The sequence below is a fragment of the Effusibacillus pohliae DSM 22757 genome, assembly GCF_000376225.1.
GTDB classification, from domain to species: domain Bacteria; phylum Bacillota; class Bacilli; order Tumebacillales; family Effusibacillaceae; genus Effusibacillus; species Effusibacillus pohliae.
On sequence record NZ_AQXL01000121.1, the window covers coordinates 1 to 14230 of the forward strand.

At 55.9% G+C, this 14230-nt stretch carries 20 protein-coding genes; 17 read left to right on the forward strand and 3 right to left on the reverse strand.

Going from position 1 to position 14230, the window contains the following annotated elements; genetic code table 11:
- Positions 1-370: 370 nt before the first annotated feature.
- Both C230_RS0109895 and C230_RS22545 read left to right on the forward strand, forming a co-directional pair.
- The gene (locus C230_RS0109895) at positions 371-859 is read left to right on the forward strand and encodes a hypothetical protein (protein ID WP_018131880.1); all 489 of its coding nucleotides are present in this window, start codon (positions 371-373) and stop codon (positions 857-859) included.
- Between the two features lie 46 nt (positions 860-905).
- The gene (locus tag C230_RS22545; protein ID WP_018131881.1) at positions 906-1073 is read left to right on the forward strand and encodes a hypothetical protein; all 168 of its coding nucleotides are present in this window, start codon (positions 906-908) and stop codon (positions 1071-1073) included.
- A 117-nt stretch (positions 1074-1190) separates the two neighbouring features.
- Here C230_RS22545 and C230_RS0109905 read toward each other — a convergent pair whose 3' ends face one another.
- On the reverse strand, positions 1191-1466 hold the full coding sequence (locus tag C230_RS0109905) for a hypothetical protein (protein ID WP_018131882.1): 276 nt from the start codon (positions 1464-1466) through the stop codon (positions 1191-1193).
- A gap of 71 nt (positions 1467-1537) precedes the next feature.
- On the opposite strand from C230_RS0109905, the gene C230_RS0109910 reads away from it, so the two are divergent.
- From C230_RS0109910 to C230_RS0109920, 3 genes are all read left to right on the forward strand, one after another.
- Complete coding sequence (locus tag C230_RS0109910; RefSeq protein WP_018131883.1) at positions 1538-2026, forward strand: hypothetical protein; 489 nt, start codon at positions 1538-1540, stop codon at positions 2024-2026.
- A gap of 123 nt (positions 2027-2149) precedes the next feature.
- Positions 2150-3334: a M20/M25/M40 family metallo-hydrolase gene (locus tag C230_RS0109915; protein WP_018131884.1), complete on the forward strand. Its 1185-nt coding sequence runs from the start codon at positions 2150-2152 to the stop codon at positions 3332-3334.
- A complete protein-coding gene (locus C230_RS0109920) occupies positions 3331-4530 on the forward strand; it encodes a DUF3866 family protein (RefSeq protein WP_018131885.1) in 1200 nt (399 codons plus the stop codon). Before C230_RS0109915 ends, C230_RS0109920 begins: the two co-directional genes overlap by 4 nt.
- Here C230_RS0109920 and mciZ read toward each other — a convergent pair.
- Entirely contained in the window at positions 4445-4621 is a 177-nt protein-coding gene (gene mciZ, locus C230_RS21995; protein ID WP_083910529.1) for a Z-ring formation inhibitor MciZ, read from the reverse strand. The two genes, C230_RS0109920 and mciZ, sit on opposite strands and share 86 nt — an antisense overlap.
- Positions 4622-4707: 86 nt before the next feature.
- On the opposite strand from mciZ, the gene C230_RS0109925 reads away from it, so the two are divergent.
- From C230_RS0109925 to coaA, 8 genes are all read left to right on the forward strand, one after another.
- On the forward strand, positions 4708-5265 hold the full coding sequence (locus C230_RS0109925; protein WP_018131886.1) for an NUDIX domain-containing protein: 558 nt from the start codon (positions 4708-4710) through the stop codon (positions 5263-5265).
- Positions 5262-6440, forward strand: coding sequence for an endonuclease Q family protein (locus C230_RS0109930; protein ID WP_018131887.1), 1179 nt, complete (start codon positions 5262-5264; stop codon positions 6438-6440). The genes C230_RS0109925 and C230_RS0109930 overlap by 4 nt, the downstream gene beginning before the upstream one ends.
- 99 nt (positions 6441-6539) lie before the next feature.
- Positions 6540-7637 carry a 3-phosphoserine/phosphohydroxythreonine transaminase gene (serC, locus tag C230_RS0109935; protein WP_018131888.1) on the forward strand — a complete coding sequence of 366 codons (1098 nt, stop codon included), beginning with the start codon at positions 6540-6542 and terminating at the stop codon, positions 7635-7637.
- Positions 7638-7763: 126 nt separating this feature from the next.
- A complete protein-coding gene (spoIIM, locus tag C230_RS0109940; protein WP_018131889.1) occupies positions 7764-8393 on the forward strand; it encodes a stage II sporulation protein M in 630 nt (209 codons plus the stop codon).
- Between the two features lie 143 nt (positions 8394-8536).
- Positions 8537-8878 carry an RNHCP domain-containing protein gene (locus C230_RS0109945; RefSeq protein WP_018131890.1) on the forward strand — a complete coding sequence of 114 codons (342 nt, stop codon included), beginning with the start codon at positions 8537-8539 and terminating at the stop codon, positions 8876-8878.
- A gap of 92 nt (positions 8879-8970) precedes the next feature.
- Positions 8971-9411, forward strand: a complete 441-nt coding sequence (gene fur / locus C230_RS0109950; protein ID WP_018131891.1) for a ferric iron uptake transcriptional regulator — start codon at positions 8971-8973, stop codon at positions 9409-9411.
- Positions 9412-9509: 98 nt separating this feature from the next.
- Positions 9510-10628, forward strand: a complete 1119-nt coding sequence (ald, locus tag C230_RS0109955; RefSeq protein WP_018131892.1) for an alanine dehydrogenase — start codon at positions 9510-9512, stop codon at positions 10626-10628.
- A gap of 228 nt (positions 10629-10856) precedes the next feature.
- Complete coding sequence (coaA, locus tag C230_RS0109960; protein WP_018131893.1) at positions 10857-11822, forward strand: type I pantothenate kinase; 966 nt, start codon at positions 10857-10859, stop codon at positions 11820-11822.
- 56 nt (positions 11823-11878) lie between these two features.
- On the opposite strand, the gene C230_RS22550 is transcribed toward coaA, so the two are convergent.
- Entirely contained in the window at positions 11879-12028 is a 150-nt protein-coding gene (locus tag C230_RS22550; protein WP_018131894.1) for a hypothetical protein, read from the reverse strand.
- 67 nt (positions 12029-12095) lie between these two features.
- On the opposite strand from C230_RS22550, the gene C230_RS0109970 reads away from it, so the two are divergent.
- From C230_RS0109970 to C230_RS0109985, 4 genes are all read left to right on the forward strand, one after another.
- Positions 12096-12341, forward strand: coding sequence for a DUF4227 family protein (locus tag C230_RS0109970; protein WP_018131895.1), 246 nt, complete (start codon positions 12096-12098; stop codon positions 12339-12341).
- A gap of 87 nt (positions 12342-12428) precedes the next feature.
- Positions 12429-13316, forward strand: a complete 888-nt coding sequence (xerD, locus tag C230_RS0109975) for a site-specific tyrosine recombinase XerD (RefSeq protein WP_018131896.1) — start codon at positions 12429-12431, stop codon at positions 13314-13316.
- A gap of 70 nt (positions 13317-13386) precedes the next feature.
- A complete protein-coding gene (locus C230_RS22555; protein WP_018131897.1) occupies positions 13387-13536 on the forward strand; it encodes a hypothetical protein in 150 nt (49 codons plus the stop codon).
- 162 nt (positions 13537-13698) lie between these two features.
- On the forward strand, positions 13699-14208 hold the full coding sequence (locus C230_RS0109985) for a GAF domain-containing protein (protein ID WP_018131898.1): 510 nt from the start codon (positions 13699-13701) through the stop codon (positions 14206-14208).
- Positions 14209-14230: the final 22 nt, after the last annotated feature.

Here is a 14230-nt window from a genome sequence, read left to right on the forward strand (position 1 = left end):
GATCGGCAACGGGGAGCAGTCGGTTAACCGGCTGCTTTCTCGTGCCTGCGATGACTGTCGACACAGCGCTCACTCGGCTGGCGGATTGACGGTAGAGCGCTCACGACAATGGCGGTGAGAAATTCACCGCCAAATAGCGTGAGCGGCTACATTATCTGGTACTCAATCGTATGTCCAATCCGCATACAGTGGAAGTTAAACAGAGTGCATAACCCTTTCCTGTAGGTAGCTTTTTCATTCTGCTAACAGCTAAAATCTGCCCCGCTGATCCGGCAGCCTGTAAGACTTCAGGCTGGAGTAGGCAGAAGATTGCCACCCTTCGCATTACCTTCATAACATAGTGGCAGGACGTCTTTTGGGAGGAAGCACCATGCCCGATTATACGCACCCACTGCCGCTTTTGCAGCAAATCATCTCCATCAGGGATTTGAATGCGAGCATTGTCGAACGGATCAAACAGACCCGCCGACGTGTCGAGGCGTTGGAACCGGCGGTTGGCCATTATCTGAAAGGGCGCGAGCGGGTGTTCAACAGCTTCGTGCAGGCGGCGCAAAAAATCGCCGACGCGTTCCTGCAGTCCGGTTTTCTTTTGGTGTTTCAACTCAAATTTGAAGTCGAACGTCTCACCTATCTGACGTTTCGGGGCATCGGCCAATTTTCCGAATTTCTCCTGCTGCTGGTGCGGGAGGACCCGGTGGTCAAACGGACCCCCGTCGTCCTGCAGGAAATGATCGAACTGCAAAGGGACATGGCCCAGCTTCGCGAATCGCTCCCGGTCGATCGTTTCTGCTGGTGTGCAGTCGATGCGATCGATGTCGAGCCGTGTGTCGTGACAGGTGACGGGATTCGAATCGGGTGAACGGGGCATCCTCCAATATGAGAGCCAAATCAATGGAGGTGCCAGCATGATCCACGATTTGATCAACCAGAGCGTGCGGCTGCAGGATATCCAGCAGCGCCAGCACGAGGGGAAACTGACCGGCCTGACGGAACATTTTGTTTCCATACTGACCGATCACCGACGGCGCATCTTTCCGATGACATCGATCGTGTATATCGAACCGCTCGATTAACCGCCTGTCTCCGAACCGATCCTGAACCTCTCGCAGCAGAGGATCGCATCGGCAACGAACCCCGCGGCGCAAACGGGCGGCAAACCAATTCGGAAGCCGGTTCGGAACAGGCCGTGATCAGCCTGTACCGGCCGGCTTTCGTTCGGTATATAATAAAAATAAGCGGGTTACCAACTGTTCGGGTAGCCGTAACGGAAGGCGGGTGAGGGCAGTTCCTCCTGATATGCTTGCCGGTTTTGGTAGATCGTTCGGCAAATAAATCGAGCCATCGACAGTTGCGGAGCCGCGATCGTAATACACAAACAGATTGCCGATTTGTGATTGTTCAAGAAACACGCCGAACTCTTCGAATTGCTGGTTGCAGCTCGCCGGTTTTACAAACAATGTACCCATAAGAACCTCCTTTCTTGGCTCTTTATCAGGATCACCTGAACCACGAATTCCATGAAAAGTAGGGATGCGCCATGAACATCCTGGCCCTTGATCCCGGGTACCTGACGGGACTGATGTACATTCGCTGGGAAGGGAGGAACAAGCCGGTTGCCGTCTTGGAGCGGGGGTTTTTTCGGGAAAAGGAACTGCGGTTTCTGTTGAACAAAATTTTTCGACAGAACCCGCCGGACCGGATTTTGGTGGAAAGGACGCACGCCCATCCGGTGGAAGGGCGGACGATTCGCTGGCTGGAGCAACGCAAAACGATCCCGTACACGATTTCGCCGCATCTGATGCATGCCATTCTGTTCGGTCGTTTGCTCGGCAATCGGGAGGAGGAGGGGCAGCGCATCCGGCTCGACGTGGCGAGGCGCTACGGCATCCGGGAGCTGCTGTCGCTGCACGAATTGGACGCTTTGCTGTTGATCCATTTTTTCTTGATGGAAGCGGAAAAACGGCATGCGGATCTGGACGACCCGATGTGGTTTTACGACGTGATCCGCAAGCACCGGTCGGTATAAACATGATTCGGTGAAAGCATGCCAGATGCAAAAATCGGTCAGAGGCTGGACCTGCACTTCGGTTCAGCCTCCGCCATTTTGTGCATACTAGTTTTCAGTTATCGTTTTCCAGGAGGATGGAACATGGCGGAAGTAAACGAACAACGTCTGGTCGACCGTTTTTTGCAGATGGTGCGGATCGATTCCCCCTCGTCCCACGAGCGGGAGATCGCCGACTATCTGAGGCAGGAGCTGGAGTCGCTCGGATTCGAGGTGGAAGAGGATGACGCGGGTCGCGATCTGCTGCAAATGCTTGGCGACATGCGGGGCGCGGAGACGATCCGGTTTGCCGGGAATTTGATTGCGCGAAAAAAAGGAACGGTCCACCAAGCCGCGCCAATTCTATTTGCCGCCCATATGGATACGGTAGTGTCGAACAAGGGAGTGGTCGCGAAGGTGGAGGAAGGCGTGATCCGCACGGATGGCCGAACGATTCTTGGCGCGGATGACAAGGCGGGGATCGCGGCGATGCTAGAAGCGGCCCATGTGCTTCGGGAGCATCAGCTGCCGCACGGCGATCTAGAGTATGTGTTTACAATTGCGGAGGAAACCGGCCTGAACGGTTCGCGGCTGCTGGACAAAAAGAAGCTGCGGGCCAAATTCGGATTTGTGATGGATTCCGGCGGCCCGCCGCACGTGGTCATCGGCGCCTCGCCTACGGAGATCGATTTTACCATCAAAATCTACGGGAAAGCGGCTCACTCAGGAGTCAACCCGGAAGACGGGATCAGTGCGATTGCGGCGGCCGGACTCGGCATCTCGCACGTCCGGATGGGACGGATCGATGAAGAGACGACCGTCAACATCGGCGTGATCAAAGGCGGCGAGCGGACCAACATCGTCTGCGATTATGTGGAAATGTGGGGGGAAGCCCGCAGCCGCAATGAGGACAAGCTGGCCGCGCAGCTCTCCGGAATCCAGTCTGCGTTTGCGATGGCGTGCGAGAAGTTTGGGGCCCGCTTCGAGATGGAGGAGCAAAAAATTTACTCCGGCTTCAATCTGTCAGAGGACGATGACGTCGTCCGCCTGGCGTTCGCTGGCGTTCGGAAAGCAGGGATGAACCCTGAACTCGCGGCGAGGGGCGGCGGCAGCGACACCAATATTTTGAACGAGGCGGGCATTCCGTCGGTCAATCTGGGAGTCGGCGCGTCCAATGACCATACGTCGCAGGAATCGGTGACGGTGCAGGATCTGGTGAACGCGACGAAACTCGTACTGGGGATCATCGAGTCGGTCGTTGAGCGGGTACCCGCAGGTGTTCGGGCATGATCCAGGTGGAGCAGGGACAGGTGCTGCGGATCATTCGCGAGCAAAACGGCATGATGGAGTTGGCGGTATTAGTAGGCCATAAGGAGGAGCGGGCGATCCTGTACACGGAGCTGTCCGCTCCTGCTGTTCCGGGAGAAACTGTGCTGTTGAACACCACTGCGGTTCGGTTGGGACTCGGTTCGGGCGGCTATCATTTTGTGCTGCCTGATCAGCGTACGCGAACAGGCAGGAGGGATGGCGGGCATATCATGAAACTGCGCTATACCCCCGGACAAGTGCGTGTGTTAAGCTGTGAGGAGACGGCTCATCCCGCACATGAGGCGCTGCGGGACAAGGATTCGCTTGCGGGCATGCCGGTGATTGCGGCAGAACTTCACTCCATGCTGCCCGCCATTGCGGCGACGATCGCGTATGTTGCGTCCGGATCCCGCCCTCTTCGGGTGGCGTATGTGATGACGGACGGTGCGGCGCTGCCGATTGCATTCTCGAGAACGGTTGCGGAGTTGAAGGAAAAAGGACTTCTCTGCGGAACGCTGACAGTCGGCCACTCGTTTGGCGGCGATCTGGAGGCGGTGAATCTTTATTCCGGCTTACTGGCTGCCAAGTATGTTTTGCAAGCGGATCTGGCAATTGCCGCGATGGGGCCGGGGATTGTCGGAACCGGTACCCGATTCGGCCACACGGGGGTCGAGCAGGGGCAAGTCATCAATGCGGCGGCCAGCTTGCAGGGAACGCCGATTGCCTGCCCGCGCATCTCGTTTGCCGATGAACGGCCGCGTCATCGGGGAGTCAGCCATCATACCCTGACCGCTCTCGGAAAAGTGGCTCTGGCGCCCGCGCTCGTGGCCGTTCCGCTGCTTGACCCTTCCTCTCTGAAAACGATTCTTGAGCAGTTGCGGGAGTACGAGATTCCGGAGAAGCACCGGGTCTGCCTGCAGGACGGGTCGGTCATCCGGCAGGCGGCAGCCTGCTACGATCTGAAACTGACGACGATGGGCAGGACACTCTCGGAGGATCTACCGTTTTTCATGGCGGCGGCCGCTGCCGGACGATTGGCGGTGGAACTTGCAACAGGAACATGCACCCAACCGCTGGCGGCAGCCGACGCGGTCACAGCCGTCTCCATCTCGAATCGCTCCATTTCCGCTTGCGGACCGTTGGATGACCGTGCATGTCCAGATAGGACTGCAACGTGATTTTGCTGCCGGCAAATGTTCGCAGCGCGGCCCGGATTTGCCAAGCCTTGCCGACTATGCGTAAACTGGTATCGGACAGATACGTTTTCATGGGGGTCACTCCCTGCACTTTTTTCCTGTGCTACTACTGTATGCCGGGATTGGACAAGTATTCCCGGATGGAGAGGAGAGATATGCATGGATCACAAACATTTGCAGGAACCGACTGTCTCAAGCCAAACGATTTTTCAGGGAAAAATGATCTCTCTGCAGGTCGATACCATCCGCCTGCCGAACGGGAAGCAGGCGACGCGCGAGATCGTGCGCCATCCGGGGGCGGTTGCCGTGCTAGCAATCACGGACGAAGACCGCGTGCTGTTGGTTCGGCAGTTCCGTAAACCGTGCGAGCGCACCCTGGTTGAGATTCCGGCCGGCAAGCTGGAACCGGGCGAAGACCCGGCGGAATGCGCGAAACGGGAACTGTTGGAGGAAACCGGTTATCGGGCGAGCGTCGTCGAGCATCTGCATTCGATGTATACATCGCCGGGGTTCGCCGATGAGCTGCTGCATTTGTATCTGGCAAAAGGATTGGCGAAAGGGGAGCAGCAGCTGGACACCGACGAGTTTCTGGACGTGATCGAGGCGGATGCGGCAGAAGCGGAACGGTTGCTGGCCGTCGGTGAAATCGCCGACGCGAAAACGATCACCGCGCTGTACTGGTGGATGAAGGAGCGGGCGAAGGCGGGTCGGACGTGAACTCGTATTTTCTCGATTTGCATATTCACATCGGCCGAACGCTTGGCAATCGGCCGGTGAAAATCACAGCGTCGCGCGATCTGCGCCTGTTTGAAATCGTAAAAGAGGCGGCCGAGCGGAAAGGGATCGACATCGTCGGCATTATTGATGCGGTGTCGCCGCCGGTGCTGCAGGAGTTTCGCGAGTTGATCGCAGCCGGCGAACTGGTTCCGCTGGCGGGCGGCGGTCTGACCTATCAGGGGAAAACCACCGTGCTGCTGGGGGCTGAGGTCGAGACGGCCGGCCCGCACGGGGGAGCGGCCCATTTTGGCGTCTGGATGCCGGATGTGGAGACGATGCAGGAATTTTCCGACTGGCTGGCTGCGCGGGTGACCAACCCGGTGTTGTCCTCACAGCGCGCCCGCTGCACATCGCGGGAACTGCAGGACATCGCGGCCGAACTTTGCGGCATGTTCATCATCAACCATGCGTTCACTCCGCACAAAAGCGTGTACGGCAGCTGTGTGGACAAAGCGAGCGAGATGCTCGACCTTTCGAAAGTGACGGCGCTCGAGTTGGGACTGTCGGCCGACACCGGGCTGGCGGACCTTTTTTCGGAGCATGCCAATCTCACATACCTGTCCAATTCGGACGCCCATTCGCTTGCCAAAATCGGCCGCGAGTACAACCGGATCGCGGCTGCGGGAACCAGCTTCGCCGATGTGAAAAAGGCGCTGCTACGGCAAGACGGCCACCGCGTGCTGGCCAACTATGGCCTGGCCCCGCAGCTGGGAAAATACCACCGCACCTACTGCCTCGATTGCAATGAGGTGGTGCCGGCGGATCCGCCGGTGTTCACCTGTCCGATGTGCGGCGGCCAGCATGTGTTGCGCGGCGTACTGGACCGAATTTATGCGATTGCAGACCGCCCGCAGCCGGTGCATCCTGACCACCGTCCGATTTACTACTATCAGGTGCCGCTTGAGTTTATTCCGGGCGTCGGGAAAAAGACGATGGAACGGTTGTTGGAAGCATTTGGAACGGAAATGAACGTATTGCATCAAGCGAGCGAAGCCGAATTGACGGAAGTGGTCGGCGAGCGGATTGCCAGAGACATCGTCAGCGCGCGCAACGGAACGTTGAAACTTGCAGCGGGCGGCGGCGGAAAATACGGCAGGGCGATCAGCCTGGAATAGCGGTGCAGCAAAAATTCGCTGGCTGGCAGGCGGTCGGTTGTGCTATGATAAGAATTATCATTTTTCGGTCATTTTTTCAGCTGCAAAGGGGAGAAACAGATGCTCAAGCAGGTGCAAAGGGCGTACAATTTCAATGCGGGGCCGTCGGCCCTGCCGCTGCCGGTGCTGCAGAGAGCGCAGGAGGAACTGGTCGATTTTCGCGGGTCCGGCATGTCGGTCATGGAACTGAGCCATCGCAGCTCACTCTATGAAGAAGTGCACAATCAGGCGATCGCATTGCTGAAAGAAGTCTACGGGATTCCGGCAGACTATCATGTGCTGTTCTTGCAAGGCGGGGCCAGCTTGCAATTCAGCATGGTGCCGATGAACTTTCTGCCGGCGGGAAAATCGGCCGGCTACGTGCTGACCGGCTCCTGGGCGGAAAAGGCGTACAAGGAAGCGAAGCTGCTGGGCAACGCGGTGGAAGTGGCGAGCACCAAGGACGAATCGTACCGGCGCATCCCGCGGCTGGACGAGCTCCACTATTCGAACGATCTGGCGTATTTGCACATCACGTCAAACAACACGATCTACGGCACGCAGTGGACCGATTTTCCCGATTCGGGGGAGGTGCCGCTGGTCGCCGACATGTCGAGCGACATCCTGTCGAAACCGATCGACGTGAAAAAATTTGCCCTGATCTATGCGGGGGCGCAGAAAAACCTCGGACCGTCCGGCGTGACGGTGGTCATCCTGCGGCCGGACATGGTGGAGCGAGCCGCCCAAAACATTCCGACGATGCTCCGCTACGACATCCATGTGAAAAACAACTCGCTCTACAATACGCCACCCACATTTGCCATTTACATGCTGGGCGAAGTGTTGAAGTGGGTGAAAGAGACGGGCGGAGTCGCGGAGATGGAGCGGCGGAACCGGGAAAAGGCGGCACTGATCTACGAGGCGATCGACAGGAGCGGCGGCTTCTACCGTGGCCATGCGGACAAGGACAGCCGCTCGCTGATGAACATTACGTTCCGCCTGCAGACGGAGGAACTGGAGAAAAAATTCCTGGTGGAAGCGAAACAGGCGGGATTTGTCGGCCTGAACGGCCACCGTTCGGTCGGCGGCTGCCGGGCGTCCGCCTACAATGCGGTACCGTTTGAGGCATGCCAAGCGCTGCGGGAGTTTATGATCGAGTTTCAAAAACAAAACGGGTGAGGCGAGGCGGCGAGAAGAGGCAGCGATGCCTCTTTTCTATTTTCTTGTTTTGCTAGATTGGGGTGCTAACATCAGCTTGTCCTGCATATAGTCGTAGAGATAGCAGGACAAGGAGGTTGCCCTTTGATGATTCGAAGCTTGAAACTCGCTGCCGGCCGCTATGCGCAAGAACACGCCAAATTGTTCGTCTATACGATCATCCTGTTCATCGTCGGGGTCATATTCGGGGCAATTGTGGTGAATGCGCTGGCGGACGGCCAGAAAGCGGACCTGTTCAATTACCTGAAAGGGTTTTTCGGGCTGGTCAACGACAACCATATTCCAAACGCCGCCTACGTAACCTGGCATTCGGTCGCGACAAACCTGAAAATGCTCGGATTGATCTGGATATTGGGGCTGTCGATCATCGGCCTGCCGCTGATTGTGGTGCTGGTATTTTTGAAAGGGTTCATGATCGGGTTTACGATCGGCTTTCTGGTTGACGCTTTCAAGAGCAAGGGGCTGCTGTTCGCCGTGCTGGCCGTGCTGCCGCAAAACCTGATAATCGTTCCTTGCCTGATCATCGCCGGTGTCGCCGGGATCGCCTTTTCCCTGATGCTGCTCCGTTCCCGGTTTTCGCAAAATATGCCGCTCTATCCGAGGTTTTTGTCATACACCGCGCTGATTCTGATGCTTGGCGGCTGCCTGGTGATCGCTTCTTTCGTCGAAGGGTACATCAGCCCGTTTTTGATGAAAATGATCACGCCTCACCTGTAAGGGGAAGATGGGACAATTCGCCGATTCGCCAGATCGATTCCCGGCGGACAGGCCGGTGCCTGAAGTGGCGCCTGATTCGGTTTCGCGCTATACTCGTATAGGCAGCCATCCTTTGAGCCAATTCCGGCAAGTGAGGGAACCGTATGCGCGAAACACCGAAATTCACCGTTCGCAATGAACCGTTTACCTGCATTCACTGCGGCACGGAAGTCCGGCCGCTGCAATCCGGGGGATGCCGCAACCATTGCCCGGTATGTTTTTATTCCCTGCATCTCGATATCCACCCGGGTGACCGGGCGTCCGACTGCCGGGGGATCCTGGAACCGGTCCGCATCGAATCGCACAGCAAGAAAGGCTATATGATCGTTCACCGCTGCCGCCAGTGCGGCCATTTGACAAAAAACAAACTGGCACTGGAAGATCCGGTGCAACCGGACAGCTTCGACCGAATGCTGGAACTGATGCGGAATGTGCCCGGAGTTTGACACCTCCCGCCGCTTTTTTTATAATAAGTCTAGGAAAGTTAGCCTTAGGCAACTTTATGTGCAGCTTATTGTGTTTCGGGAGGGTTCTTCGGATGCAAGAGAGATTAAACCAAATCAAGGAGCAATTGCATTCGAAGTCGTTTAAACTGACCCCGCAGCGAGAAGCCACCCTCAAGGTGCTGTTGGAAAATCAGGAAGCGCATTTGAGCGCGGAAGAAATCTTTATGTTGGTGAAGCAAAAATCACCCGACATCGGGCTTGCGACCGTCTATCGGACGCTGGATCTTTTGAGCGAGCTGAAAATTATCGAGAAGCTGAACTTTGGCGACGGCATGGCCCGTTACGAGTTCCGCTCGGAAGACCATCCGCATCACCATCATCACCTGATTTGCCTGAAATGCAACCGGTTTTACGAAATCGAGGATCTGCTCGATTCGCTGGAAGAAAAGGTGGAGCGGGAGCACAACTTCAAAATCGTCGATCACCGCGTCAGCTTTCTCGGCTATTGCGAGAACTGCCGCGATGAGGTGTGAAAAAGCCTTGCACTTGAAAGGAAGTGAAGGCTTTTTTCATTCGATTCGTGCATGCAAACCTTGGCTGTGGGGACAAGCTAGGAAAGGGGGATGCGACCATGATCATCGGAGTACCGAAAGAAATCAAGGACAGCGAAAATCGTGTGGCGATTACGCCGGCCGGTGTAGAAGCGCTAAAAAGTCACGGCCATGATGTGTACATTGAAAAGTCGGCCGGTGTCGGCAGCGGATTTACGGATGAGGAGTACCGGCAAAAAGGGGCGGCGATTCTCGACTCGGCAGCGGAAGTGTGGAGTAAAGCCGACATGGTGATGAAAGTGAAAGAGCCGCTGCCGGCGGAATACGGATATTTTCGGGAAGGTCTAATTCTGTTTACATATCTCCACCTGGCGCCGGAACCGGAATTGACAAAAGCGTTGATCGACAAAGGCGTGGTGGCGATCGCCTATGAGACGATCCAGTTGCCAGACCGTTCCTTGCCGTTGCTGACGCCGATGAGCGAAGTGGCGGGGCGGATGGCGGTGCAAATCGGAGCGCAATTCCTGGAAAAACCGTATGGGGGAAAAGGGGTGCTGCTCGGCGGCGTTCCCGGTGTTCCGCCGGCGGAAGTGGTCATCATCGGCGGCGGCGTGGTCGGCACGAACGCGGCGAAAATGGCGCTTGGCACCGGTGCGCGGGTGACGATACTCGATGTGAATCCGGACCGACTGCGGTATCTGGATGATATTTTTGGCGGGCGCATCACGACCGTCATGTCTAACTCGCACAACATCGAGCAGGCCGTACAAAAAGCTGACCTGCTGATCGGGGCGGTTCTGATCCCTGGTGCCCGCGCACCGAAACTGGTGAAGGAATATATGGTGAAAGGAATGGCAAAAGGGTCGGTAATCGTTGACGTGGCAATCGACCAGGGCGGTTCGGTCGAAACGATCGACCGGGTCACCACCCACTCCGATCCCACCTATGAAAAATACGGGGTGGTCCATTACGCGGTCGCCAACATCCCCGGCGCCGTACCGCGCACATCGACGCTCGCGTTGACTAACGTCACCCTCGGTTATGCGCTGCAAATCGCGAATATGGGGTACAAAGCGGCGGTTGCCGACAATCCCGCGCTCGCCAAAGGGGTGAACGTGGTCAACGGGAAAGTGACCTATGAAGCGGTGGCAACCGCGCTCGGACATCCTTACGTACCGCTGGAACAGGCGCTGGCTTGAGCGGCAGATCTGACAACCTCCGGAAAGAGACGTGAGCCGCACGTCTCTTTTTTGAAGAAGTATGAGGGGCCTGTTGTGAATCAAGAAGCCTATGTAATAGTTGGCGCAAATCAAGGGAAAGTGGGGCATGTTGCAAGCAAGCGTTTTCATGTATACTAGGAGTTGCGAAAAATTCGGATGATCAAACCGGAGAGCTGACCTATTTGTATCCATCGGGAGCGGAGATCGATGATCACAAAATTGGCCAACGAAACAAAATTCTCACCGTTTCTTACATTCACACGGGAAGAATGGAGAGAACTTTGTGAGGTTCCTTTTCACTCGCTTTCCGAAGAGGAATTGGAAAAACTGCGCGGACTGAATGAAACGATTTCGCTGAAAGAGATCCAGGAAATCTATCATCCGCTCTCCAAGCTATTAAATCTTTATGTCGCGGCTACCCAGGAACTGCACAAATCGACAAATACGTTTCTCGGCAGCAACAGCGAAAAAGTCCCATATGTAATAGGCATTGCCGGAAGTGTAGCGGTTGGCAAGAGCACGACGGCCCGGGTGCTGCAGGCTTTGCTTGCCCGCTGGCCCAACCATCCGAAAGTCGATTTGGTGACGACTGACGGCTTCCTGTACCCGAACGCGGTACTTGAAAAGCGCGGGCTGATGAAACGAAAAGGGTTTCCGGAGAGTTATGACATACGGCGGCTGATTCAATTTTTAGCCGATATCAAATCGGGCGTTGCGGAAGTAGCCTGCCCGGTGTATTCCCATCTGGCGTACGATATCGTACCGAACGAACGGCAGGTGATCCGGCGGCCGGACATCCTGATTGTGGAAGGCCTGAACGTGTTGCAGGTCGCTTCCGGGGATGGCGAGCCAGGATACGCCCCCAAAGTATATGTTTCCGATTTCTTTGACTTCTCCATCTATGTGGATGCTGACGAATCGGATATCGAACATTGGTATGTGGAGAGGTTCAAGCTGTTGCGAAACACCGCGTTTCAAAACCCGAATTCCTACTTTCACCGGTATGCAGGTCTGACCGATCCGGAAGCGGTCGAGATTGCCCGCCACATCTGGCGAGAAATCAACTATGTCAATCTCTGGACCAACATCTTGCCGACGCGCAACCGCGCTCGTCTGATTATGACGAAAAGCTCCGATCATTCCGTACAAACCATCAAATTGCGGAAGCTCTGAAAAAGGGAATTCTCCGTTCGTTGCGGCGGAATTCCCCTTTTTGCAATGGGTACAAATTAGTCTTGGGCTCGAAACGCCATCAAAAGAATCGGGCTGCCTGCCTGCTGCGTAAGTTCCCGTTCCAATTTTTGCAGCTGCTGCACCTGTTCCTCCGTCAAATGAGCGGGCGGATATTTGTCCAGATATGTGTGTTGGGGTTCTGTCAAGTTCCACACCTCCTGAGCATATCATTTTTCCGGGCGCCAATTCATATGCATCGGTAGGGGGTGCAGTATGGTTTTTTCGGTTTGGCGGTTGCTGCGATGGGTGCAGATGGTCGTGCTGGTGTGTCTGTTTTCGTTCGTTTTGTTCAAGATGATGGAGATCGTGCATGTCTGGATGCAGCCGGTTGACAAATACAAACAGCCGAAAGGCAACTCGCTGAAAGTGAACGGTGATTTCGATCTGGAGCAACCGGTCGAGGACGTCACGGCCGCGATCATCGAACGGCTCAAGATGTTTTACAGGCTCGGCGAATGATAGCAGAAGCTGACATCTGCGGCGAGCAGGAAAACGCCCCTTCACGTAGAATAGAAAAGGTGCAAGCGATGAAGGGGAGTCTCATGCATGGACAAGTTGATCGAACGGTTTATCCACTACCTGGCGGTGGAACGGGGTCTCTCGCAAAACACGCTGGAATCCTATCAGCGGGATCTGATCGCATATACGGAATTTTTACAGCGAAGCGGCGTGGCGGACGTCAACCAAACACGCCGCGCAAATATTATTGCCTATCTGGCGGACCTGCAGCAAAAAGGCCGCGCCACCTCGACAATCTCGCGCAACCTGGCGAGCATTCGGGCATTTTACAGTTTCCTGCTGCGTGACGGATTGATCGACGGTGACCCGGCCGCCAATCTGGAATCGCCGAAGATCGAAAAACGCCTGCCGCAAGTGTTGACCGTGGAAGATGTAGAGGCGCTGCTCGATTCGCCCGATTTGAAGACAAGCACCGGTTTGCGCGACAAGGCGATGCTCGAACTGCTGTATGCGTCGGGGATCCGTGTATCCGAACTGGTCTCCCTGAATGTCGATGATGTCAACCTGAACATGGGATTTTTGAAGTGTTACGGGAAAGGGGCAAAGGAACGGATTATCCCGCTCGGCTCTGTCGCCTTGCAGATGTTGGAAGAATACCTGAACCGCGCCCGCGCTAAATTGCTCCGCGACCGGTCGGAAACATCGCTGTTTGTGAACCATCACGGGCAGCGGCTGACCCGCCAGGGATTCTGGAAAATCATCAAAAAATACGCGAAGGCTGCGAACATCAACAAAGAGATCACGCCGCACACCTTGCGCCATTCGTTTGCCACCCATTTGCTGGAAAACGGCGCCGATCTGCGTTCCGTCCAGGAGATGTTGGGGCACGCCGACATTTCCACGACGCAGATTTACACGCATATCACCAAGTCCCGGTTAAAGGAAGTGTACGCGAAAACGCATCCGCGCGCCTGAAGCGGCAGGCGCATGTTTCAGTGTGCCCGATCGTATACTGGAATGGACTGGTGACGGGAGGGGGACATGGATGGGAGTATTGGCTTTTATTGCCGGGTTGCTGTTTGTGGCAACTCTCCTGGTTCTGCTCGCGACATTGAAACATCTGGGAAATCAGGAGAGAATTTCGAAAGCACAGGAAGACACCCGCAACGAAACGCATTCCGGCCCGATGGTGTGACTGCGCAAGAGCCTTCTCGGACTGGCGGGAGGGCTCTTTTTACTTTTACCATCAGGGTTTATGCTACAATCAACCAAAACAGATGTAGCGTGTATAGAAAATGGGCTGTGGCGTGTGGCATTGCCGGAAGCGCAACCAAAATTGGACGGAAGGAGAATCGAAATGTCGTTTGCATTTGAACAAATCGCTGGCACCAAACCAGAATTCTACCGATCGTTGGATCAGCAGCTGCACCATCTGCTGGCGGGGGAAACCGATTGGCTGGCCAATCTGGCAAATGCGGCGGCGCTGTTGTGGATGCAGTTGGAGGAGATCAACTGGGCGGGATTTTATTTGATGAAAAACGGGCAGCTGGTGTTGGGGCCGTTTCAGGGAAAGCCCGCTTGCGTGCGGATTCCGCTCGGAAAAGGGGTGTGCGGAACGGCGGCTGCCAAGCGGGAGACGCTGATGGTGCCGGATGTCCACCGGTTTCCCGGCCATATCGCATGCGATGCCGCTTCCCGCTCCGAAATTGTGGTGCCGATCGTGGTCGATCAACTGGTGGTGGGCGTGCTTGACATCGACAGCCCGATTTTGGCGAGGTTTGACGAAGAAGACCGGACAGGCCTGGAACAGTATGTCGAGACGCTTAAGCAGCACATCGATTGGTCCGACATCCTGGAGCACGTCTAGCTGCGAAAGCGAAGTTGTCAGA